22 protein-coding genes are annotated in these 22,777 nt (G+C 43.5%); 8 read left to right on the top strand and 14 right to left on the bottom strand.

Annotation, left to right across the window (positions count from 1 at the left end):
• The first annotated feature begins 271 nt into the window (after positions 1-271).
• The 5 genes from HGO97_RS08500 to HGO97_RS08480 all read left to right on the top strand — a co-directional run bounded on the left by HGO97_RS08500 (position 272) and on the right by HGO97_RS08480 (position 4,208).
• Entirely contained in the window at positions 272-874 is a 603-nt protein-coding gene (locus HGO97_RS08500; RefSeq protein WP_216240878.1) for a TetR/AcrR family transcriptional regulator, read from the top strand.
• The gene (locus HGO97_RS08495) at positions 867-1,559 is read left to right on the top strand and encodes an ABC transporter ATP-binding protein (RefSeq protein WP_216240877.1); all 693 of its coding nucleotides are present in this window, start codon (positions 867-869) and stop codon (positions 1,557-1,559) included. The genes HGO97_RS08500 and HGO97_RS08495 overlap by 8 nt, the downstream gene beginning before the upstream one ends.
• Positions 1,543-2,715 (top strand): ABC transporter permease, encoded by a 1,173-nt coding sequence (locus HGO97_RS08490; protein WP_246597365.1) that lies wholly within the window; start codon positions 1,543-1,545, stop codon positions 2,713-2,715. Before HGO97_RS08495 ends, HGO97_RS08490 begins: the two co-directional genes overlap by 17 nt.
• A 111-nt stretch (positions 2,716-2,826) precedes the next feature.
• Positions 2,827-3,453, top strand: a complete 627-nt coding sequence (locus tag HGO97_RS08485) for a DUF4317 family protein (RefSeq protein WP_216240876.1) — start codon at positions 2,827-2,829, stop codon at positions 3,451-3,453.
• Positions 3,454-3,455: 2 nt separating this feature from the next.
• Entirely contained in the window at positions 3,456-4,208 is a 753-nt protein-coding gene (locus HGO97_RS08480) for a TraX family protein (RefSeq protein ID WP_216240875.1), read from the top strand.
• Positions 4,209-4,282: 74 nt separating this feature from the next.
• Here HGO97_RS08480 and HGO97_RS08475 read toward each other — a convergent pair whose 3' ends face one another.
• The 11 genes from HGO97_RS08475 to HGO97_RS08425 all read right to left on the bottom strand — a co-directional run bounded on the left by HGO97_RS08475 (position 4,283) and on the right by HGO97_RS08425 (position 16,439).
• Positions 4,283-6,271 (bottom strand): DUF4118 domain-containing protein, encoded by a 1,989-nt coding sequence (locus tag HGO97_RS08475; protein ID WP_216240874.1) that lies wholly within the window; start codon positions 6,269-6,271, stop codon positions 4,283-4,285.
• Between the two features lie 100 nt (positions 6,272-6,371).
• Positions 6,372-7,016: a potassium-transporting ATPase subunit C gene (locus tag HGO97_RS08470; protein WP_216240873.1), complete on the bottom strand. Its 645-nt coding sequence runs from the start codon at positions 7,014-7,016 to the stop codon at positions 6,372-6,374.
• Between the two features lie 11 nt (positions 7,017-7,027).
• Complete coding sequence (gene kdpB, locus HGO97_RS08465; RefSeq protein ID WP_216240872.1) at positions 7,028-9,082, bottom strand: potassium-transporting ATPase subunit KdpB; 2,055 nt, start codon at positions 9,080-9,082, stop codon at positions 7,028-7,030.
• Positions 9,083-9,114: 32 nt separating this feature from the next.
• On the bottom strand, positions 9,115-10,866 hold the full coding sequence (locus HGO97_RS08460; protein WP_216240871.1) for a potassium-transporting ATPase subunit KdpA: 1,752 nt from the start codon (positions 10,864-10,866) through the stop codon (positions 9,115-9,117).
• Positions 10,867-10,900: 34 nt separating this feature from the next.
• Positions 10,901-10,975 carry a K(+)-transporting ATPase subunit F gene (gene kdpF, locus HGO97_RS24510; RefSeq protein WP_408610849.1) on the bottom strand — a complete coding sequence of 25 codons (75 nt, stop codon included), beginning with the start codon at positions 10,973-10,975 and terminating at the stop codon, positions 10,901-10,903.
• A gap of 202 nt (positions 10,976-11,177) precedes the next feature.
• Positions 11,178-11,504 (bottom strand): hypothetical protein, encoded by a 327-nt coding sequence (locus tag HGO97_RS08450; RefSeq protein WP_216240870.1) that lies wholly within the window; start codon positions 11,502-11,504, stop codon positions 11,178-11,180.
• 246 nt (positions 11,505-11,750) lie between these two features.
• Complete coding sequence (locus HGO97_RS08445) at positions 11,751-12,458, bottom strand: response regulator transcription factor (RefSeq protein ID WP_216240869.1); 708 nt, start codon at positions 12,456-12,458, stop codon at positions 11,751-11,753.
• 14 nt (positions 12,459-12,472) lie between these two features.
• Positions 12,473-13,963: a DUF4118 domain-containing protein gene (locus HGO97_RS08440; RefSeq protein WP_216240868.1), complete on the bottom strand. Its 1,491-nt coding sequence runs from the start codon at positions 13,961-13,963 to the stop codon at positions 12,473-12,475.
• 193 nt (positions 13,964-14,156) lie between these two features.
• Positions 14,157-14,900 (bottom strand): ABC transporter permease, encoded by a 744-nt coding sequence (locus HGO97_RS08435; protein ID WP_216240867.1) that lies wholly within the window; start codon positions 14,898-14,900, stop codon positions 14,157-14,159.
• Positions 14,887-15,621 carry an ABC transporter ATP-binding protein gene (locus HGO97_RS08430; RefSeq protein ID WP_168866576.1) on the bottom strand — a complete coding sequence of 245 codons (735 nt, stop codon included), beginning with the start codon at positions 15,619-15,621 and terminating at the stop codon, positions 14,887-14,889. Before HGO97_RS08430 ends, HGO97_RS08435 begins: the two co-directional genes overlap by 14 nt.
• 59 nt (positions 15,622-15,680) lie before the next feature.
• Positions 15,681-16,439 (bottom strand): MerR family transcriptional regulator, encoded by a 759-nt coding sequence (locus HGO97_RS08425; protein WP_168866575.1) that lies wholly within the window; start codon positions 16,437-16,439, stop codon positions 15,681-15,683.
• 218 nt (positions 16,440-16,657) lie between these two features.
• Here HGO97_RS08425 and HGO97_RS08420 point away from each other — a divergent pair, with 218 nt between their 5' ends.
• From HGO97_RS08420 to yaaA, 3 genes are read left to right on the top strand one after another with little or no spacing between them, the layout of a single operon-like run.
• A complete protein-coding gene (locus HGO97_RS08420; protein WP_168866574.1) occupies positions 16,658-17,275 on the top strand; it encodes a DUF2975 domain-containing protein in 618 nt (205 codons plus the stop codon).
• A gap of 42 nt (positions 17,276-17,317) precedes the next feature.
• Positions 17,318-17,578 (top strand): helix-turn-helix domain-containing protein, encoded by a 261-nt coding sequence (locus HGO97_RS08415; protein ID WP_168866573.1) that lies wholly within the window; start codon positions 17,318-17,320, stop codon positions 17,576-17,578.
• Between the two features lie 20 nt (positions 17,579-17,598).
• Positions 17,599-18,390: a peroxide stress protein YaaA gene (yaaA, locus tag HGO97_RS08410; RefSeq protein ID WP_216240866.1), complete on the top strand. Its 792-nt coding sequence runs from the start codon at positions 17,599-17,601 to the stop codon at positions 18,388-18,390.
• Positions 18,391-18,454: 64 nt separating this feature from the next.
• On the opposite strand, the gene HGO97_RS08405 is transcribed toward yaaA, so the two are convergent.
• From HGO97_RS08405 to HGO97_RS08395, 3 genes are all read right to left on the bottom strand, one after another.
• On the bottom strand, positions 18,455-21,514 hold the full coding sequence (locus HGO97_RS08405; RefSeq protein WP_216240865.1) for an EAL domain-containing protein: 3,060 nt from the start codon (positions 21,512-21,514) through the stop codon (positions 18,455-18,457).
• A gap of 222 nt (positions 21,515-21,736) precedes the next feature.
• Entirely contained in the window at positions 21,737-22,432 is a 696-nt protein-coding gene (locus HGO97_RS08400) for a D-lyxose/D-mannose family sugar isomerase (RefSeq protein WP_216240864.1), read from the bottom strand.
• A 21-nt stretch (positions 22,433-22,453) separates the two neighbouring features.
• On the bottom strand, positions 22,454-22,771 hold the full coding sequence (locus HGO97_RS08395) for an L-rhamnose mutarotase (RefSeq protein WP_216240863.1): 318 nt from the start codon (positions 22,769-22,771) through the stop codon (positions 22,454-22,456).
• Between the last annotated feature and the right edge of the window lie 6 nt (positions 22,772-22,777).

The raw sequence follows: 22,777 nt of genomic DNA, 5'->3' as shown, positions 1-22,777 counted from the left end.
GTGCCGCGAAAACAACGAGCAGTAATGTTAATACTTCCAGTGTATTCATGGGCCTCACCCCTCTTTCGTAGAGACTAGAGGGCATTAGAAAATCGCATCCTTACCTCTTCTATTCGATTATTCTATTAGTATATCACCCCTTCTGATCCCCCACAATGTACTACAACTTCACTATATAATCACAATTTCCTCTTGACTTATATACTCTATGTGCTATATTTAAAACATACGTTACAAAACAATTGTTTTAAATCATGACAGGAGGTTCCACATGCCACCAAAAGCAAAATTCACAAAAGAGGAGATCGTAGAAGCTGCGTTAAATATCGTCCGGGAGGATGGTATTTCTAACTTAACCGCCCGCGCCTTAGGTTCAGAACTAGGAAGTTCGGCAAGACCGATTTTCACAGTCTTTCAAAATATGGATGAGGTACAGCAGGCGGTAATTGACTCTGCCAAGCAGCTTTACGCCGATTACATCCAAAAAGGTCTAGCAGAGACGCCTGCTTTTAAGGGAGTAGGAATGCAGTATATCCTGTTTTCCATCAACGAGCCGACCTTGTTCCAACTGCTTTTTATGAAGGAACAGGCAGAAATCCCGGATCTTCCCGGGGTCCTGATGCTAATCGATGATAACTTTGATCAGATTCTCAATTCTATCAAGGACACCTATCAACTCGACGACGAATCTTCTAAAAAAATGTACCAGCACCTGTGGATCTATACTCATGGCATTGCTGCCCTGTGCGCCACCAGGATGTGCAGATTTACCGGGGAAGAGATCAGTCGCATGATAACAGAGGTATTTACAAGCCTCTTAAAAGAAATGAAATCCGCAGAAATGCAGGGAAAGGCAGGCAAATCCCATGATTGAAGCCAGAAATATTGAAAAATCTTATGGAACGAATGAAAACCGTTTCCAGGTCTTAAAAGGAATCAGCCTGAAAATTAAGGACGGTGATTTTGCTGTCATTCTGGGCGCATCCGGTTCTGGAAAATCTACGTTTTTAAACACCATTTCAGGTCTGGAATCCCCGGATAAAGGGCAGGTCCTTTATGATAACACAGACCTTTGTGCGCTCTCCGACAGTGAACTGACTGAATTTCGGAAAGACAACGTAGGTTTCATTTTCCAACAGTACTATCTGCTACCAAATATGAACGTAGACAAGAATGTAAAGATGGGGGCTGACCTGGCTAAGAATAAGGACTACCGAACGATTATCAAAGCCGTCGGTCTTGGTGAGAAGCTGCATAAGTACCCGAGCGAGTTAAGTGGGGGTGAGCAGCAGAGAGTCGCAGTGGCAAGGGCTCTTGCCAAGAAGCCGAAGGTCCTGTTCCTCGACGAACCGACAGGTGCTCTGGATGAACAGACAGGCCGCCAGGTCTTAGACTACATCTGTCGGCTACAGAAGGAATTTGGATTTACCATTGTTATGGTAACGCACAACCAGAATATTGCAGAGATGGCAACTACCGTAATCAAGATGAATAGTGGGAACGTTTCTGAGATTTATACAAATGCCACAGTAAAGACTGCTTATGAGATTGGATGGTGATGGTATGGTAGTCGGAATCAAGGATGCCGCGAAGCTGATCGGAATCTCCATCATGTCCTGCTGCGCAGTGCTCGTTTGTACGATGTTTTTGAATTTTAATCTGGATCTTGCAACTGTTAGAGGCGATATCACCTCAGAACAGGTGATGGTATTATATGACGCTCAGGTCTCCACAGGAAAAGTAATCAGCCTGGTCAGCGGAGGCTGTCTGCTGCTCACATCAGTCATTATGCTGCTTTTCTATATCAGACATTATATTGATACTCACAAAAAGGAGCTCGGGATACTAAAGGCCCTGGGATATTCCAACTTTAAGACTGCCAGGAACTTCTGGGTTTTTGGCGCCAGTATTTTCTTCGGAACGATCATCGGATTCTGCGGAGCTTTTCTGATTATGCCGCTTTTTTATGAGATTCAGAACAAGGATAAGATTCTGCCGGAAATCGCGATCCATTTTCATCCGGAACTGCTGCTGTGTCTGGTCCTTCTGCCAACTCTGATATTTGCTGTACTTGCAGTCTGCTATGCCTGCCTGAAGCTTAGAAAACCTGTAGTAACACTTTTAAAAGATCAGATACAGCCCAGTTCCAGGGTGAAGAAACGCAAAGAAAAAGACCACAAAGAGTTTTCCTTTTTAACAGAACTGAAAAAGAATACTCTTCGGAGTAAGAAGACTCTTGCATTCTTTATTCTTTTTGCCTCCTTCTGTTTCTCAGCTATGACACAGATGTCTTTTGGCATGAAGGATCTGACCAGTACTATGATGAGCGTTATGGTATTGGTGATTGGTCTTGTTCTCGCATGCACGACACTTTTCCTTGCAATTACAACTGTCATCAATGGAAATACAAAAACAATTGCCATGATGCGCACTTTCGGTTACTCACAGAAAGACTGCTGCCAGTCTCTACTCGGTGGATACCGCCTTATGGCCTATATCGGATTTGCAGTCGGAACCGTATATCAGTACGGACTGATCCGTTTGATGGTAGATGTTGTATTTCGCGATATCGAAGGAGTGCCGGAATATGAATTTGACTTTCCAGTCATGATCCTGTGCCTAGTCCTTTTTGTGATCATCTATGAGGTCATTATGTACTGTTATTCTGAAAAAATAAAGAAAATCTCGGTGAAAGAAATCATGCTTGAATCTTAAGTCCTGACCCCTTACAATAGAGAGTAATGTACTGACATACTCATAAATCAGACTGAAGACGGGTGTGTCAGTACATTGGCAAATAAGAGTCAGGAAGGATGAGATGACGAGATGGGAAAGATCAACCGCGAAGATATGCTGGAGCTGACCAGACGTATGACCTTTAAGAGAAACTGTTTCAGCAGGATCGCAGGTGCATACATAGATGAGGAGGGATATGTGGACGGGACTTTTAACACCCACTTTCTAAAACTGCCACCCTCAGAGCAGACGGCCAATCTGGCACTCGCAAAAGCAATTCCGTTTTCTGAGACAAACGTTAATTTAAAGGAATATCAATTTACACAAGATGCGAAAAAGCCCGGAGAACTGTGGCAGCTTTTGATGGGCTTGAAAGCATGTGAGCTAAAAAACGATGCACTTCTTGATGTATTTTATGAATATGTCAGTGAGCACTATCCGTCTGATAAGCCCTATGCAATTTACCTCTTCTTCGGAAGTTATGATGTACCTCTCAAAGCCAGCGACAAGGAGCAGATGTGGGAGTCCGAGGAGGTCTACCAGTTCTTGATCTGTACCATTGGCAAGACTTACGGGGATTATGAGGTGGATTCACCGGAATATGGATTCCTTTTCCCTGCATTCAGGGAGCGCAGCGGGGATGAACACTGGATCAATATCTTCCATTCCGCTGCCAAAGACACACAGGAACCATTATTTGACGGGAGGCTATTATAATTATGGAGACATTTGAAGGGGGGCGATATCGCATTTTGAACCGTGATGTCATCAAGTATATCGCAATGTTCACGATGCTGCTGAACCATATAGCCACCGTATTTATACCTGCTGACACCTGGTTATTCAAAATTTTTGCTACCATCGGGTATTTCACTGCCATTACCATGATCTACTTTTTGATAGAGGGCTACCATTATACCCACTCTAAGAAAGTATATATCACAAGGCTGCTTCTATTTGCTTTCATATCCGAGATTCCATACTGCCTTGCCTTTACACAGGGAAAAATCATCCGTTTCTGTGGTTTCAATATACTCTTTACTCTTTGCCTGTGTTTTGCCCTTGTCTGGATGAAAGAAAACATGAAAAGTAAAGGCCTGCGCATCTTCTTGAACATTGTGATTATTTTAGTCAGCATCATATGCGACTGGGCATTACTGGCACCGACCATCACACTATTATTCCTCTGGGCAGGGGATTCGGGGAAGAAGACAAAAGCTGCTTTCCTGTTTTCAACCCTTATATTTGGAGCTTTTAACCTTCTTGGAGGCCTGAGCTCCTTATGGACCGAGAATATCGAATATGCTTTGATGAGCATGATCGGAATGGGATTGGCAGGAATTTGTATTCTGTATTTTTATAACGGAAAAAGAATGAAGACCGGAAGGACGTTTTCCAAATGGTTCTTCTATATCTTTTATCCGGCACACCTGCTGATTCTGGGACTCATAAGAATCGCTTTGGGAATGTAGGAAATATATAAGAAGCCGCAGGCAGATCAGGAAATCCAGCCGGCGGCTTTTGTGTAGTAAGATTATGATAATATCTAAGTATTCTGCAGTTTTACCCCAGTCTCATTGAGCATTGCAATCAGCAGTCCATATTTAAATTCCTGAATTTCCCTTCGCTCCTCCAAAACAATACCGATGACGCCTTTCACGTCGTCTTCCCCCTGAATGGGCAGATACATGGCTTTTGCTGTCGGCAGGGTGTGGGTGCACGCCCCGGCCCGGTGATGATTCGCGGCTACCCATTGTACCACAGCCCGCTCCTGCGGATTCAGATATTGCTTCAATTCTTCTTTTTCATCTCCCTTACGAGGAAACAGTAAGGGGGATTCCAACAATCCATTGTCTTTTACTGGATAGATCAGCAGGGAAAGATTCAGTAATTTTCCTGCCTGCACAGCAATCTGATTCCATACTTCTGACTCAGTCCTGCATCGCCTTAACTTCTGACTGTTTTCCAAAAGGATTTCCGTACGGTAAGCCTTTTTGGCATTTTCCCTGTTCTGCTGCTTTAACTTACAGGTCATTGTCGCTGTAAAAAGGCCTACTGTAAATAACATCACAAATGTCACTGGATACCCCCGGTCATAAGCCTTTAGTGAAAAGTACGGCTCTGTAAAGAAAAAATTAAAGGCGAGTACTCCCAACGCGGAGGAATAGACGGCATAGATCCGCTGATTGGCAACATAGGAAGACAGAAGCACACCAAGGATATATACCATAATAATATTAGATTCTGTAAGACCTGCTCTCTGCATCATATAGGCTGCTGCCGTTGTAAGAATCATCACAGCAGTTATTTCTGCCAGATCTTTTAAAATCCTCTTCCAGTCATTTTTCCGTTTTCTTAGAACAACATTTTTTCTGTATGGGGCCTCTCCTTTTATATCAGGAATCACATAGATATCAATATTGGGAGCCAGGCAGCTTAACTTCTCAAGGATTTCAGAGCCCGGTCTTTCGAAAAAGAATCTGTGGTTCGTCCTTCCGACGACCACCTTGGAGACATTACTGACTGCCGCATACTCCGCAATCTGGCGTCCTACATCCTTCCCAAATACAGTAACAATTTTGGCTCCCAGTGTTTTCGCCAGTTCCAGATGCTCCTTCAAACGTGCCTTCGTATGGTGATCCGCCTCCTGCATTGCCGGAGTCTCTACATAGAGCCCTGTAAACTGACATTGGAAGGCATATGCCAGACGTGCCGCCGTGCGAATCACCTTAGCATTCGAGGATGCCGCAGAGATACAGACCAGAATATGTTCTCCCGTGTGATATTCCAGTTCTCCCTGAACCAGGCGCTCTTGCTCTGCAATCCGTTTCACACGCTCCGCCATCCTCCGAAGCGTAATCTCGCGAAGAGCTATCAGCTTTTCCTTCCGAAAGAAATGCTCCAGCGCACGCTCTGCCTGTGATTTCTCGTAAACCTTCCCTTCTTTCATTCGTTCTATCAGATTTTCCGGCTCAATATCTATCATCTCCACCTGATCCGCATGATCGAATACTCTGTCTGGAATCCGCTCTTTTACCTGAATTCCGGTAATATTCTCTACGAGGTCATTCAGGCTCTCCAGATGCTGAATGTTGATGGTTGTATATACATCAATCCCGGCACGCAGAAGCTCCTTCACATCCTGATACCGCTTTTCATTCCTGCATCCGTTCGCATTCGTATGGGCCAGTTCGTCTACCAGGATCAACTGAGGATGTCTCTTCAATGCGGCATCCAGATCGAATTCCCGAAGCCGGACTCCTTTGTACTCCACTTCCAGAAACGGAATTGTCTCCAGCCCCTCTGTCAGCTTCTGTGTATCAGGCCGGTTATGCGGCTCAATATATCCGGCCGCCACATCGATATGATGTGCTTTTGCTTCATGAGCCGCTTCCAGCATGGTATAGGTCTTGCCGGAACCTGCCGCATATCCAAGAAAAATCTTAAGCTTTCCCTGGCTCCTTCTGCACTTTTGCTTTTCTTCATATTGCAGTTTTCTTAGCAACAGCTCCGAACTTGGTCTGTCCCCTCTCATAACGCCTCCTCTTCAATTAAAACATATTCAAAATCCACCTTGCTAGTTTGGCATTGTGAAGAAGACAGACAATATCTGCCTGCCTTCAAGGATAAACGTTTTATAGTAATCCCATTTCTTTTGCGATTGCAAGATTACATTTCAACACATTAACACGTTCCTCCCCATAGATTCCCCCTGTTTTATGTTCCGTATTTTCCTCTACGATTTCTTTTACGGTCTTCTCTGAAAGCCCCGAATTCTTAGCCACAGTCTCTATCTGTATCTCGGCAGCTTTGGGACTGATATGGGGATCCAGGCCGGAACCGGATGCCGTCAGAAGATCTGATGGGATATCCTCTTTTTCAACGCCCGGATGGGAGGCTAGAAATTCTTCCAGATCCTCTTCCATCCGTGCCTTCAGATCAGGATTTGAGTTCCCATAGTTGAAGCTTCCTGAAGATACACCCCCATATTCACCACTTTCCTTCTCTTCCTCTGTATAAGTATTATAATTCACAGAGGAAACTCTGCCCCTGAAGAAATAATCCTCTGTAAAGTCCTGTCCGACCAGAGCGGATCCCACAGCTTTTTCTTTATCTGTCGTTGGATTTCCATCTTCATCGATCAGATTACCGTTTGCCTTTTCTTTCATTGCGGCCTGGCTGACTCCTGTCAAGGCCAATGGATAGGCAAAGGAACAAAGTATCATCATAACAATGCTGAAAATAAATGCTTTTCCGATTGATTTTCCTATTTTTTTCATGTCTTCCCCTCCTAAATCCCAATCAGGTGCAAAATCGGTGCTATCACCATATCAATCATCTTAATTCCGACAAATGGTACGATCACGCCTCCAAGTCCGTAGATTCCCATATTTCTCAGTAACAGCTTTTCCGCCTTCATCGGTCTGTATTTGACCCCCTTCATTGCAATCGGAATCAGACATGGGATGATGGTTGCATTGAAAATAAGTGCAGAAAGGATTGCACTGGCGGGTGTCGCCAAATGCATGATATTTAAAACCTGCATCTGAGGAAGCACAAGCGTGAACATGGCTGGAAGGATTGCAAAATATTTCGCGATATCGTTTGCAATACTAAAAGTCGTTAAGGAACCTCTCGTAATCAAAAGCTGCTTTCCGATTTCCACTACCTCCAGGACCTTCGTCGGGTCTGAATCCAAGTCCACCATATTTGCGGCCTCTTTTGCGGCCTGTGTTCCAGAATTCATGGCCAGACCTACATCTGCCTGAGCCAGCGCTGGTGCATCATTGGTACCATCCCCTGTCATGGCTACCAGTTTTCCCTCTGCCTGTTCCTTTTTAATTGCCGTAATCTTATCCTCCGGCCTGCATTCTGCGATAAATCCATCCACGCCGGCCTCTTTCGCAATGGTAGCCGCTGTGAGTGGATTATCACCCGTACACATGATCGTCTTGATTCCAATCTCACGGAGTCTTGCAAAACGTTCGACCAGCCCCGGCTTTACTGTATCTTTCAGGTAAATAACACCATAGATCCGGTTGTTTACACATACGACTAACGGTGTACCGCCCAAGTTGGAGACTTCCGTCACAATCTTTTCCAGATCAGATGGTATCGTCCCCTTCCATTCCCTGACAAAAGAGGTCACCGCATCATAAGCTCCTTTTCTAATAACTGTACCATCCTTAAGATCCACACCACTCATTTTAGTCTGGGCCGTAAACTCAATAAAGTGCATCGGTCCGGCATCTTCCCGGCTCAGCTTACATCCCATCTGTCTACCCAGATCCACTGTGGACTTTCCCTCCGGTGTCTCATCTAACAGGGAAGAAATTACGCTGTATTGAATCAAATCCCGTTTTTCTATCCCCTTTACCGGATAAAATTCTGCTGCAAGTCGGTTGCCGAATGTAATCGTTCCCGTTTTATCCAGAATCATCGTATCTATATCACCACAAGCCTCTACAGCCTTTCCTGACATTGCTATCACGTTAAATCTTGTTACACGGTCCATACCAGCAATTCCGATTGCGGATAGAAGCCCGCCTATCGTAGTCGGAATGAGGCAGACCATCAGTGCGATGGCCCAGGAAATTGGAATCTCCACTCCCAGATAATTAGCGAAAGGATACAAAGTAACGACTACGATTAAAAAGATCAAGGTCAGCACGATCAACAACGTATTTAAGGCAATTTCATTCGGTGTCTTCTGCCTGGAAGCTCCCTCCACAAGAGAAATCATCTTATCCAGGAATGACTCTCCGGGTTCTGCCACAATTCTGATTTTTAACCAGTCAGATACTACCGTTGTTCCGCCCGTAACTGAAGAAAAATCCCCACCGGACTCACGGGTAACTGGCGCTGATTCCCCGGTAATGGCAGATTCATCCACAGATGCAATTCCTTCGATGACTTCTCCGTCATTCGGAATCACCTCTCCCATCCTGACAAGAACAATATCCCCCTTCTTAAGTTCCGAAGCATTAATCATCTTCTGCTCTGTCTCATTTAACAGAAGTCTCGCCCTAGTGTCCTTCTTCGTTTTTTTCAGGGAAGCCGCCTGAGCCTTTCCCCTTCCCTCTGCAACGGACTCTGCAAAATTCGCAAATAAGATCGTAATGAATAGAACCATTGTCACGATTCCATTATAGACTCGGTATTCCTCGCTTCCTCCAAACAATGTTGGAGAAAAGGTCAGAACCAGCGTAATAAAGAAACCGACCTCCACGATAAACATGACCGGATTTTTTACCATATATCTCGGGTCTAGTTTTTGAAAGGAACCTATGACGGATGATTTCAAAATATCCCGTGTAATAAATTTTGTCTTCTTATTCTTTGCCATGTCTTAAACTCCTTCCCTTCCATTTATCCTCTTTACATCCACAGCGTCAGATGTTCTCCGATCGGCCCCAGTGCAAGTGCCGGGAAAAATGTCAGTGCTGCAAATATATAAACAATAAATACAAGGATAATCATAAATGTCACGTTGTCTGTTCTTAAAGTACCAATTGACTCATTTACCTTCTTCTTTGCAAGAAGCGAGCCTGCAATTGCAAGCTGTGCCACAATCGCGAGATATCTTCCAAAGAACATCACAAGTCCTGTTGTTACATTCCAGAATATACTGTTGTCCGCCAGTCCCTCAAAGCCAGAACCGTTATTTGCTGCGGAAGAAGCATATTCGTATAATACCTGGCTTAGTCCATGGAACGCCGGATTGGTAATCCCTGCAAGCCCATCCTGCATAGATACTGCAAGTGCCGAGAAACCAAGGATCAGAAGTGGATGAATCAGGATAACGACCGCGACCAGCTTCATTTCCTTCCCTTCTATCTTCTTCCCCAAATATTCCGGGGTACGTCCTACCATCAAGCCACAGATAAATACGGCAAGTATGACATACATAATCATATTCATCAGGCCGACACCCTTACCGCCGAATACGCAGTTCAGCATCATGTGCAGCATCGGCACCATACCTCCGAGCGGGGTCAGCGTATCATGCATGTTATTCACGGTTCCTGTCGTAAAGGATGTCGTGACTGTAGTAAATAAGGCGGACTGTGCAGTGCCGAACCGCACTTCTTTCCCTTCCATGCTTCCCATACTCTGATCTATCCCCATGTCACTGATGACCGGATTCCCAGCCATTTCTGAATGGTAACAGAGGGTAAGGCCCACTGCAAAGATGATTGCCATTGCTCCAAAAACAACAGCACCCTGACGCCCCATCCATATGCGGCTGTGCCGTTCTGTTGGTACAGCCACCGGCATAGTATTCTTAGCTGCCTCTGCTTTCTTTTCCCTCCGTCTGTCAGCCAGCATGTTTCCAAAGGTCACAACACAGGCTCCTGGAAGGATCATCATAGAAATCATCTCTACAATATTGGAAATCACAGTTGGGTTCTCAAAAGGTGTAGTCGAATTTGCTCCAAAGAAGCCGCCGCCATTTGTTCCCAGGTGCTTGACTGCCTCCAGTGCAGCAACCGGTCCCATTGCCAGATCCTGTAGTTTCCCTTCTATTGTATGTATCGTAAGGTTTCCGCCCAGCGTCTGTGGTGTCCCCTGGCTGACCAGGATCAAAGCAACAATAAAAGAGACTGGAATTAAGATACGCGTCGTGATTCGGACCATATCCCGGTAAAAGTTTCCCAGCTTCCTCCCCGCAAGACCACGGCAAAATGCCATGCACGCCGCATACCCGCTGGCCGCAGAGGTAAACATCATGAAAATGATGACGCACATCTGGCTTACATAAGTAAGTCCGCTCTCGCCGGAATAATGCTGTAGGTTTGTGTTTGTTATGAAGCTGATGATCGTATTAAAGGAAAGTGTGGATTCCATTCCATCAATTCCGTTCGGATTTAGAAATAAAAGATGCTGAATCCTTAAAACTAAATATCCTATGAACACCATCACTGCGTTTGCCGTTAAAAGTGACAGGGCATATTTTTTCCAGCCCATATTCTCACCTTGAATACCGCAGATTTTATAAAGCAGATGATCAACTGGATTGAATACCTTATCTGCAAATGTTTTCTGTTCCGTGGCAATGTGATACATATACTTTCCCATAGGGATGACCAGTATCAGAAATATTGCCAATGTAAGAATAATCTGTAACATGTCTTCTCCTCCTGCTGTTTCCTATTCTGTTCCTTTATAACTTTTCCGGGTGAATCAATGCATAAACAAGATAAACACCCAACGCTAAAATAATAAATCCAAGAAACATCATATCCATTTTTTCTTTCCTCCCAACACTTATTCTTCTTTTGGTTCTACTTGAGACTCACAGAAGTCTGCAAACAATTTCACTAACAGAAAACTGCCCAATAGAACTACTATCATAATGACATCCATCATGTTCCTCTTCCTCCTTTTTGTTTCCAGGATATCTATAGATTGCCCATACTTTGGGACGCCTGGTATCATTCTTACATATTGAGATAGGAATCTTTCGTTACTGGGCAGTCCTCCTCTGTATATGCACATTGACGTAATCCCGTGGGAAAGACTTCACCATAATGATCGAGATTATATCGTGCGGGAACATAAGCCGGATCAAGTCCGTAAGCTGCCCGGAAATGCCTCATAGCCAGAATGTGATTATGTTCCTTTTCCAGCAGGATTCCCATTAAATTATGTGGGACTGCGGAATGCGGCATTTTGATCATGGACATTACGATTACTTTCTCGCATTCCACATATTTGTGCTCTTCAATCAACGCTCTGCATTTATTTTCTAATCTCTCTGACATCATATTTTCCTCCTTCTCTGCTTTTCTGTTGGAAGTATATAGCTTTCTTTGTGGGAATGGTGTGGAAATACAATGTAAGGGTGTGGGAATCCTGTGAGAATCTGAGATGTGTGTGAGAATCCTGTGAGAATTTGGTTTCTATGTAAAAATCCTGTGAGAGGTAAAGCCGGGGGACAAAGTTTCCCCTATCAAAAAAGACAGATACCAATCTCGATATCTGCCTTTCTTTATTGTGCATCTTGCGAACTGCTATTTTTCATCCATCCGATAACCAACGCCGATCTCGGTCTGGATATATTCTGGTTTCGCCGGATTCTTTTCAATCTTCCGGCGTATGGATGCCATGACAGAGCGCAATACCTGCGTATCATTTCCATACCCGTCTCCCCATACTTTATGTAAGATGTTCTGATACGTCAGAACCTTCCCCTGATTCTGCATGAAAAGAAGCAGCAGCTTAAACTCTAACGGGGAAAGATGCATCTCTTCATTCTCTTTGTAAGCCATGTGCTTTTCGGTATCAATGCGAAGTCCACCGTTTTCATAGACAGCCTCTTCGGGCTGTTCCTTTTCCCTTTCCTTACTGAAACGGTAATAGTGGCGAAGTGCCACACGAATCCGGGCCATCAGTTCTGTGGCAGAAAAAGGCTTAGTAAGATAATCATCCGCACCGTCATCCAAGGCTGCGACCTTTTCTGAGTCCTGGTCCCTCGCTGACACAATGATGATCGGAACATCCAGGCGCTCCCTTATCTTATGCAGAACTTCCATCCCATCGATATCAGGCAGGCCCAGATCAAGCAGGACCAGGTCCACCTTTTTCTGAATCAGGGAACGGATTCCCTCACTGCCGCTAACGGCTCCTTCCACGGAAAATCCGGCATTTTCTAACGTATATACCATAAAATTCTGTATCTGGATATCATCTTCAATAATTAGTATTCTCTCATTAGACATTTCTGTATGCTCCTTTATGAAAATGGTAATCTAAATATAAACTCTGCTCCCTGATGGTCCTGATGGTCCTGACGGTTCTGCCCGCAAATTGTTCCGCCATGTGCCTTTATGACAGTCTCGCAAATTGCCAGGCCCAGCCCGATTCCCTTTTTTATATCAGAGGAACGAGTCTTGGAGGTATAGAACATCTGAAAAATATTGGGAGCATCGCAAGAGGCGATTCCTTCTCCCTCATCTCGTACTGTCACTATGACCTCTGCCCTGGTATAGGAGACTGCGACCTGAATCTTCTCATCTGGTTTTGTATGCTTTACCGCGTTATCCAAAAGATTAGTGATGACCTGTTCCATCAATCTCGCATCCATGGGCACAAGATGGAATTCTTCTGGAATCTGGACATCAATTTCCCTGTCTGGAAAAGCCTTTTCCACATGCGCAACTGCACAGCCGATAATTTCCTCGATTGCCTCTGGTTCTTTTTGTATCAGGACTTCCCCGTCCCTAAGCCTGGTCAGGTTCAGGACATTCTCGACCAGTGATTTCAGCCAGTCTGCATCCTGATATATCCCTTGTATCAGACAATACCGCCTGTCTTGCTTATCTGTCATATCCATCAGCATTTCCGAGGTTCCCATAATTCCTGACAGAGGCGTCCTTAAGTCATGGGAAATGGATCTTAAGAGATTGGCCCGATCACGTTCTTTCTCTATCTTCTGTCTATCCTGAATCTGCTCTGTCATAATCTCAATACGCTCTAATGCCAGAGAGACATTCTCAATAATAGCATGCAGAAGCCTGCTTTTTCCTTTTAATTCCTCTTCTGACAGACTGCCATTAATCTTTAAAACAGCCAGAAGCCTCCCCTGACCCCTGATCGGATATTCATAGGCCCTTGCCGATTTCCGGTACTGTGTCTTTAATCTGACCAGGCTTTTCTCTATCTCATCATAGTTCTCCGCCTTCTGGCGGACCAGCTCTCCTTCTATCTGTTGAAAATAAATCGTACCGCTCTTTCCTATATATATACATCCGATATCCGTCCTAAGCAATCTGCCGACACTCTCAATCGTCACCTTAAGAATACTTTCAATATCGGAAGCATCTGAAAGATTATTAGCAAGCTGATATAGCATCTGGTTTTCATTTCCCTTCTCCATGGCTTCCTGGGTCAATAGCTTCTCTTTTGTGGTAAGTGCACTTGTAATCAGCGCCGTGATCAGCATAATCACAAAAGTGACCAGATAGCTGGAATCGTACACAGAAAGCGTATAATACGGAGCCGAAAAAAAATAGTTAAAGCTCAACAGAGATATGATGGATGATGCAATCCCAAAGTAATATCCATGTGTAAATCTTGCGACCAGCAGCACATTCAGGATATAAATAACTACGATATTCGCCTCTTGGAATCCTGCCTTCGTAAAAAACTTTCCAAGTATTGTCGCTGCTGTGACCGTGAGCAGCAGCTTGCCGATGTCTAATAGAAGTTCTCTTCTCTTATCCATAATTTCCCTCACGTTTCTTCTAAAACAGAGTTTTCAATATGGATATTCTATCACATTATGAGAAAAATGATTATTTATTTTTTATTCTGTGTATCACATCCTTCTCACTCCATTTTCGATTGGAATGAGCATAACAAAAGCCGCCCGTGCAATGTAAAGCTGCATAGGCGGCTGTGTTGATATTTGCAGTTTTTTATTCCCACTTAAAAAATTTCAAGGAAATCCCTGTGCAGATAACTGCAATGGCAAACATAATCATAACAGATATGGCTTGACTTTCTTCATGCAGACCCAGTGACGCTGCTTTTAATAGTTTTATCCCCTGTGTGAGCGGTAAAATATCCGCAACCTTTTGAAGCGCCGCAGGCATAACCTCATAGGGCAGCGTTGCCCCCGAGAATATCAGCATGGGGAAATATAGTACACTTGCAATCACACCTGCGATTTTGGTATTTGGCGCGATACCGCCAACCATCATACCTATGCTGAACATGGATACGATTACTAAAAGATAACCGCCTAAGAAGCTTATGAATGACCCATGAAACTGAAATCCAAAGAAAACGGTTGCTGCAAGGTACAACAGGATAAGAGAAAGTACCGCATACAGCGTATAGATTGCTACTTGTACGAATAAAATCATGGAGGGACTGACTGGCGTAACCTTGTATCGTTTCAAAATATGTCTGCTTCGATAATCGGACACCACAAGCGGAAGCCCCATAACACCACCGGCACAAATTGAAATTGTGGCAAGCGCGCCGAATGATTGCTCTAAAAAGGTATAATCTGCGCCGTCAAAGGCGGGCTTGCTTCCGTAGATGACTCCGAGAATAATCAATACAACTAGAGGAACACAAATTGCGAATATGAACATATCCATGCCCCGCAGTGACAGTTTCAGCTCTGTTTTGAGCATTGTCCTAAAAGTTTTCACTGTTCTTTCCCTCCTCGTCCGTGTACCAAAGATAAGCGTCCTCGAACCTGTCGCAGGAACTATTTTTTATAGCTTCTGAAACTGTACCATAAAACACCATTTTCCCCTGTTTCAAAATACAGATCTGGTCACATAAAGCTTCCACTTCGTCCATGAAATGTGAGGTCAAAAAAATGGTCAGACCTTTTTCTTTGAGGTCAGACAGTATTTGCCAGACCTCCCTGCGTGCTCTCGCGTCAAGCCCTGTGGTCAGCTCATCCAAAAAGACCACCTCCGGGTTTGGTATGAGAGCAAGGACAATAAAAAGACGTTGCCTTTGCCCGCCGGATAAATCTTTGACAGGACTTTTTTGTTTGTCGGCAATACCGAACCTTGTAAGCAGATCCGATGGATTAACAGCATTGCGATAAAGGCAAGCGGTTACCTCGCAAAGCTCCCCAACAGTAATTTGCTCTTGATAGTTTGTTTCCTGGAACTGAACCCCCACTTTTTCAAACAGACTTTTGCGGTTCGTGTGTGGATTCATTCCTAAAACGGATATTTGTCCACCGTCTGCCTTTTTTGTGCCTAAAATACACTCAATTGTCGTACTTTTCCCTGCGCCGTTGGCCCCAAGCAGTCCAAACACTGTGCCACTTTTTACTGATAGACTCAGATTGTCTACTGCAAGCAGCCTGCCATAAGATTTGGTAAGCTGCTCTATTTTGATTACTTCCTGCATTTCATAACCTCCTTTTTTCTTCTGCCAAAAAAGAATACCACCAACGAAAACATTGGTGGTTAAATGGAGGGTTCATTAAATGTAATTTTCATTTCCTGCAGTTTACAAATCATTTTTTGAGCATTCTTTTCTGCAGCAGTCAAAGAGGTAATCAACTTGTCATAAACAGAAATAATGTCTGCATCCTTTTTGGGTGTATCTAAGGCCTTTTTAATATCTGTGTTCGGATTTTGCGAGAGTTGAGATAGCATATACAGAATTGCTTCCAGGGAATAGTTTGCACAGCGTAATGAACGGATAATTTTTAACTGTCTGATATCCTTGTTCGTATAAATCCGATACCCATTTTGTTTGCGCTTCACTGTCAGCAGACCATTCATTTCCCAATTTCGTAAAGTGTCCATAGAAATACTTAAATAATCGGACACCTCTTTTCTTTTCCAAAAACGAGTACGATCTTCATTCGCTTTACCTTCTAAAATCTGCTGCACAATTCTAATCGCTTCTTCTGCATTCGCACGTTCCTCTCTAACCTGTTCCAAATATTCCACGGTAAGCATGAGAGCCTTATCGAAATCTCCAGTTGCTGATACTTTTACCATATGGACAATTTTCTTGCGCAGACCATTTTGCAGCACCTCAATTTGAAAAGCAAGACGGGCAAGTCTGAACTGTTCAATGTGAAAATCAGTAAAAATACGATAGCCATTAGATAATCGTTCTGGCCTTGGTATCAGCTCCAATTTTTCATACAGGCGTACTGTATTGGGATGTATCCCGATTATCGATGCAACTTCGGCAGTTTTATAAGTTTTCAACGCTTCATCACCTCCTGCTACAAAGATATCACAAAATAAAAGTCTGGTGTTTTAGTGGAGGGTTTATTGTACCAAAGGTTTCTTCCCTTTTCAAGGGTGTATATATGTTATCACTATTATCGTTTATCGTTAATTTCTTATTGACTTTCTTTAATACCCGACATATACTTTAATTAACAAGACAATTCATCTATTCTTTTATGGAAAGGAGATTCCTAATGAATGAAGCGATTAGTCCCTCCCCTAAAGTTTCAAAACGATTAATAGCCACCAAGATCTTTTCCTATTTTTTCTTAATTACGACCATATTTCATGCATTTACAGGAATAGGAAATATTCTTTTCTATCTTACCTCATCGGAATCCGCCATCAAAATTGCCACTACTGATTTTGGACGCCTCTATGTGGATGGATATTTCGGTTATATAAGAATGCCTCTTGAATCTCTGTCTATAACTACTGCTGATTTTCCGATTGAGAACCCAAAATTATTCGCAGTTTCACTAACTCTGCTGATCTTTATTACAAGTAAACTGCCGATACTCTTTATAGTAATTCAGGCCTGCAGACTTTTGAGAGAGATTACATCTTCTTATACACCATTTACGGAAAAGACCACAAGACTTATCCGCAGCGTTGGTACAATTATGCTCTTAAAAGGACTTCTGGGAACATTTATTTTACAGATGGGGATAAATTTAATTAACTTCCACCGGAGGTGGTTTAATAATCCGTTTGACTTCACCTGGATTGTAATCGGACTTTTTGTGCTGGTACTTGCAGATGTGTTCTCCAAAGGCTATGTACTTCAGCAGGAGTCTGATGAGACCTTATAAAAACAATTTTTAAAGATACAAGATACTTTACAGGAGGCCACTATGGCAATTATATTGAGATTAGACCGAGTCATGGCTGACCGGAAGATTTCTTTGAAGGAACTCGCCGTCAAGGTGGGAATCACGAATGTGAACCTCTCCAACTTAAAGACTGGAAAGGTGAAGGCCATCCGTTTTTCCACTTTGGATGCGATCTGCAAGGAGCTGAACTGCCAGCCCGGTGATATTTTGGAATATATAGATGATGCTGTCAGAACGGATGATAACAGCACAGAAAACGAACCTGAAAAAACAACGACCTAACAGAACAGAAAGGATCACATATGATAAAAATCATCATTTCCCATGCAAAGAAAATGAACATCATAGATGAATATGACTGTGAACTTACTCACCCAGTCTTCCTAGAAGAGACCAAGGCTCTTCACAGCATTCTAAAGTCCTTGTCCCGTGAGGAACTAAAGAAATTATGGCAGTGCAGCGAGAAGCTTACGGACCAGAATTACGACCGCCTCCATACTTATGAACTTGAAAAGAATCTCACCCCTGCGCTGATTGCTTATGAGGGAATCCAGTATCAATATATGGCCCCTCATATTTTTTCCGACTCAGAGTGGGACTATGTGTCCAGGCATCTGCGAATCATATCGGGCTTCTATGGCATTCTAAAGCCTACAGACGGTGTGATTCCTTACCGCCTTGAGATGCAGGCAAAATTGAGAACCGATGACACCAAAGACCTCTATGAATTCTGGGGCAAAAAACTTTATGACGAATTATGCGGACAGACTGGGGAGCATGATTCAGAGCATAATGCCACTGAGGATATCTGTATCCTCAATCTTGCTTCAGCAGAATATAGCAAAATCATCCTGCCTTATATACAACCTCCCATATCCTGTGTCACCTGCATTTTCGGTGAGATGGTGGACGGGAAAGTCAAAATGAAAGGAACACAGGCCAAGATGGCCCGCGGGGAAATGGTCCGCTGGATGGCAGAAAACCAAGTAGAGAAAATCACCAGCATCCGCAATTTTGACCGTTTAAACTATACATATTCCAAGGAATTTTCCAACCATATGGAGTACGTTTTCTTAAAGAGCGCCACGGATTAATTTCTTCATTCCCTGGTAACAAATGAATCCAGCTAAGACCAGACCCTGAATTGTATCTTCCTATTTAACATTGCATAAAAGTTGCATAAAACCTGGAAGCAACACCGCTTTTATCTATTTGCTGTGCGCTCATCATTACACTTAAATACTCCCCATCTGTCCCCTTCATCCGAAATCTGCTCTTAAGGACATTTCCCGTGATAGATGCCCGGATCACTTCATTTTGCAGACGTTTTCGGTCCTGGGGATGGATTACTACAAGCATATCTATATTTTCTTCCCATTTAGAAGAATATCCTCCGACCATCTTCCTGAAAAAGCGATTTGTAAAGACCAGATGGACTCCATCGGAATCGCAGTCATACAATACGATTCCAACAGGCAGCACCTCGAGGAGCATGTTTTGGTCCATCTGTATATTTTTATCTGCCTTTACCGATGCCTTACTGTCATGCCCTTTGTCCTCTCTCCTTCTGTAATAGGTACGTTTTTGCTGATACATATCCTGATCTGCCTTTGTGACCAAATCTCCGATCTCACAATCTCCACCCTGCCACTGTACACCACAGGTAGCAAGCGGTGAATCTTCATACTGGATATCCTGCTGCAATTTCTCCGCCAGACAATGGAACTCTTCTTCTGACTTTCCTTCGCAGATGACCAGGAACTCATCTCCGCTGATCCGATAGATTTCCTTCTTGTCAAAACGTTCCAAAAGCAGATCTGCCAGCATTTTGATATACTGATCTCCATATCCATGGCCAAAAGTGTCATTTATTTTTTTCAGACCGTTCAAATCCAGAAACATCACACCGACAGAACCTCTCGGAGTCTTATGGTATTCCGAAACATATTGTGTATAGCTGTTCCGGTTCTGCAGCCCTGTCAGACTGTCCATATAACTCAAGATTTCCAGGCGTCTGGTCAATTGGAACTTACTGATCTCACTGGAAATAAAATAAGTCAAATGGGTCAGGAAATAGCTGCTGTTCTTATGTCTGTCCGGATTATCTACGCCCATATAGCCCTGCAGCACGTTATTCTCAAAAAAAGGAACAACAATAAGGCTGTGGATTCCCTGAGGCGCCAAAATCTCATATTCCGAAGGATTCGCATCCTTTAGTTCTTCCAAATCAGCGATCCAGATATTTTTATGTTCTCTGAATACTTCTATCCAGCGCCAGTTCGCCTCAAGCGGAACATCCTGCAAATTCTGAATCTCCGGCCGGATTCCCACTGCACACCGCTCATAGGTATTGGTAGAAGTCCTTTTTTTCCAGTCAAATTCAAAAATATAGGAGCGTTCTCCATGGTAATAATCCAGGATGGTCTCCAGAACCATATCAATGGTCGATTCCATATCTTGTGTTCCGATAATCCTCTCCACACATTCTACGATACGCCGTTCGGTTTCCAGAGCCGACCTTTGGTTTTCACGAATCTCATTCAGGCATACCCTCTTTTCCACGCCCTGGCGGTCCGGTATCAGGAATGATTTATAATACTTTTCGGCCGGCATCGGACGTGCGTAATAATATCCCTGCAGCAATTGTGGGTGATAGGACATCACAAGCTTCTCTGTCTCTGGAGTCTCAATTCCCTCGATACATACATTGATCTCATTGTCCCTGCATAGATTGATAATATGCCGGATAATGGACCTGTCCCGTTCCGACTCATTTAGCCTGGATACAAAGGAATAATCCAACTTGACCCAGTCTACAGGCAGCGTACGCAGTACTCCCAGTGAAGCATATCCAGAACCGAAATCGTCCAGCGAGGTAAGAACACCGTGTTCCTCCAAAAATTGCAACGTATCCGCTAATTCACTGATATCCTCAATGGAACAGCTTTCCGTCAGTTCCAGGATCAGCATTTCCGGAGGATAATGAAGGCGCTTTAACTCATCCACCACATATTGCTTAAATTCCGGTGCCCGAAATTGCAGATAGGACACATTTACAGAAATGTAATGACGGATTCCCCCTTCTTCCCACGCAGACATCTGCTCCAAAGCCTGCGTCAGCACCCATTTTCCGATAGACAGCATCTGATTCGCTTTTTCCAGCAGAGGAATAAAGACCCCCGGCGGAATATTGCCCCCCAATTCTTCATTGGTGTAACGCAGAAGTGCCTCTGCCCCAAACAACCTCTTATCCTCCGCCCCGATCTGGGGCTGGTAATAGACCGTAAATCCACGAAATCCGTTCCGAATATCCCGAAGTATCGTCTCCAGAATCTTCTGATTCCTTTTCTTCTCTTCATACAGCTCTTCTGAAAAAAATACGACCTTCCCCTTACGGTTTTTCTTCGCTGTCTCCAAAGCATATTCCAAATCCGAGAACACAGTGTCCTCATCTCGATGGACCTCTTTCACGACCAGCGCTCCAGTGGAAAATGTTAGATAAATTGTCTGATTCTCTACTTCCAATTGTCTGGTCAAGATACTATTCAGACGTTCCCAAAAATCATGTAGATCCTTCTGATCCGCTCTCGGGTAAAGAACAACAAACTTATCGCCGTCAAGACGATAAATTTTCATCCCGGCACTCTTCACCGCAGTAATTACTGTTGCAATCCGTTTAAGCACCGCATTTCCAAAAGAAAATCCAAAGTCATCATTGATTCGTTTAAAATCATCGACTCCGATCATCAGCAAGCCATATTGAAAATCCATTTGATCGGCAAACTTATTCAAATCCCTGCGAAAGGCTGAAAGGCTCAAAAGATTCGTGCCCGAATCATACTTGGTATCTGTGCCGAAATGTGCAATCGTTCCTGCAAAAACATCCTGCTTTCCGTCTTCATCCCGAACCATCTGCCCTGTGCAATGAACCCAGACATAGTCTCCCGTAGCTGTAGTAACACGGTATTCACAGCTATGCCTCTCCTTTTTTCCTGAAAAGACCTCGTTTATATCCTGTGTGAAAATATGGCGGTCCTCTGGATGGATCTTAGGCACCCAGAGGGAGGGCAGGTCTGTTATGTACTCCTGAGGCAGCCCAAAATAATCGACCGCATACTTTGACCAGCGGGAAACATTGGTCTTCATATCACACAAATAGATCATATAATGCTCAGAACAATTCGCATATGCTTCAAACAACTTATTTTCTAACTTCACGACATTACCCCCTTCGTGAATTCTTTGGATTTCTACTTTCGTTTTAAATCCTTACGTCCACTGTTTACTTATTTTTATTATACCGCATTGAACATTAGTATTCTAATAAGTATACTTTATTTTAGGGGTTTTGTTAAATGTGTTTGAAGCATATTGCAAAATTGTCATATAATATCACAAAAAAGGTAAGCTGGAACCATCCGAATAGGTTATTATTTTTTTCTACCTGCTAATGGCATCATATTCATTACACAGTGGATGTAATACTGGCTCATCCTCTATAATATCTGAGAACCGTTTCTGCTCGTCTGCAAATACATTATCGAGATTGTCATCATTTATTTTTGATACTTCTCCGGCAACAAGATTTCCTGAGCCTTTTTTGGCTCCAAAGCGATGATATAATCCCGGGGTAAGTGTGATACTGTTGCCAGGCATTACTTCCAGGATTTCGCCTGCCTTTACTGTACAGCAGATTCCATCCATATATACTTCTACATTCTCTGTTTCATAATCAATCTTACCGTCAGGTGTAGAATGATAGAGCTCGATTTCCATAATTCCATTTCCCCTGTTAATGATATCTTCTGTCTTATTATTATGGAAATGATATGGAATCACCTGCTTTTCATCATCCATAAATACAATAGCCTTTTCACAATAAGGCACACCAGCCTTTTCGTTGTACAAGTTTCCATTGCGCATCGTAAATAATACAGCACCCACATGTGCGAAATCTCCAGTCCCAAAATCTGTCACATCCCAGCCCAGCATTACTTCCTTAATGTTATCTATTTTGTCTTTGTTTTCATTCCACTGCTCTGGTCCCCATTCCGCGAAATAGGGAAGCTTAAAATTGATTGCCTCCATTGCTGCCTTTGCTTTTTTTATTGCAAGATTAATTTCAGATCTTTTCACGCCTTATGTCTCCTTTTCTGCCTATTCCTGATAAAAGATTTCTTCCATAACACTCCACAGCTCATCTGCCCCGGCCTCCGCCACAGGCTCCTGACACTGGTCCGTTTCCTTAAGCCATCCGGCCGTCAGTAAGTTAAGCCTCTGCATGTCTTCCTGGTATGCATCACCAATATATTCAAAATAAGAGAATAAAAGATCTCCTTTTACATATATGGAAAAGTTTCTGATACCGCAGTCACGGATTGCTTTTGTCACCTCTGGCCATGGATTTGAGTGGAGCTCTATATACCGCCTGCGCATCTGTGGTTTTAATTTTACGATTCTTCCGATACGTTTCATTGTGCA

It is taken from the genome of Faecalicatena faecalis (genome assembly GCF_012524165.2).
GTDB classification, from domain to species: domain Bacteria; phylum Bacillota; class Clostridia; order Lachnospirales; family Lachnospiraceae; genus Faecalicatena_A; species Faecalicatena_A faecalis.
This window is presented reverse-complemented; position numbering and strand designations above follow the sequence as displayed.

Coding starts and splice junctions, on each gene's coding strand:
- HGO97_RS08415 (WP_168866573.1), top strand. CDS start 17,318: ATGGCAATTATATTGAGATTAGACCGAGTCATGGCTGACCGGAAGATT.
- HGO97_RS08490 (WP_246597365.1), top strand. CDS start 1,543: ATGAGATTGGATGGTGATGGTATGGTAGTCGGAATCAAGGATGCCGCG.
- HGO97_RS08445 (WP_216240869.1), bottom strand. CDS start 12,458: ATGTCTAATGAGAGAATACTAATTATTGAAGATGATATCCAGATACAG.
- kdpB (WP_216240872.1), bottom strand. CDS start 9,082: ATGGCAAAGAATAAGAAGACAAAATTTATTACACGGGATATTTTGAAA.
- HGO97_RS08440 (WP_216240868.1), bottom strand. CDS start 13,963: ATGGATAAGAGAAGAGAACTTCTATTAGACATCGGCAAGCTGCTGCTC.
- HGO97_RS08495 (WP_216240877.1), top strand. CDS start 867: ATGATTGAAGCCAGAAATATTGAAAAATCTTATGGAACGAATGAAAAC.
- HGO97_RS08475 (WP_216240874.1), bottom strand. CDS start 6,271: ATGAGAGGGGACAGACCAAGTTCGGAGCTGTTGCTAAGAAAACTGCAA.
- HGO97_RS08460 (WP_216240871.1), bottom strand. CDS start 10,866: ATGTTACAGATTATTCTTACATTGGCAATATTTCTGATACTGGTCATC.
- HGO97_RS08450 (WP_216240870.1), bottom strand. CDS start 11,504: ATGATGTCAGAGAGATTAGAAAATAAATGCAGAGCGTTGATTGAAGAG.
- HGO97_RS08500 (WP_216240878.1), top strand. CDS start 272: ATGCCACCAAAAGCAAAATTCACAAAAGAGGAGATCGTAGAAGCTGCG.
- HGO97_RS08395 (WP_216240863.1), bottom strand. CDS start 22,771: ATGAAACGTATCGGAAGAATCGTAAAATTAAAACCACAGATGCGCAGG.
- HGO97_RS08470 (WP_216240873.1), bottom strand. CDS start 7,016: ATGAAAAAAATAGGAAAATCAATCGGAAAAGCATTTATTTTCAGCATT.
- HGO97_RS08485 (WP_216240876.1), top strand. CDS start 2,827: ATGGGAAAGATCAACCGCGAAGATATGCTGGAGCTGACCAGACGTATG.
- yaaA (WP_216240866.1), top strand. CDS start 17,599: ATGATAAAAATCATCATTTCCCATGCAAAGAAAATGAACATCATAGAT.
- HGO97_RS08430 (WP_168866576.1), bottom strand. CDS start 15,621: ATGCAGGAAGTAATCAAAATAGAGCAGCTTACCAAATCTTATGGCAGG.
- HGO97_RS08480 (WP_216240875.1), top strand. CDS start 3,456: ATGGAGACATTTGAAGGGGGGCGATATCGCATTTTGAACCGTGATGTC.
- HGO97_RS08420 (WP_168866574.1), top strand. CDS start 16,658: ATGAATGAAGCGATTAGTCCCTCCCCTAAAGTTTCAAAACGATTAATA.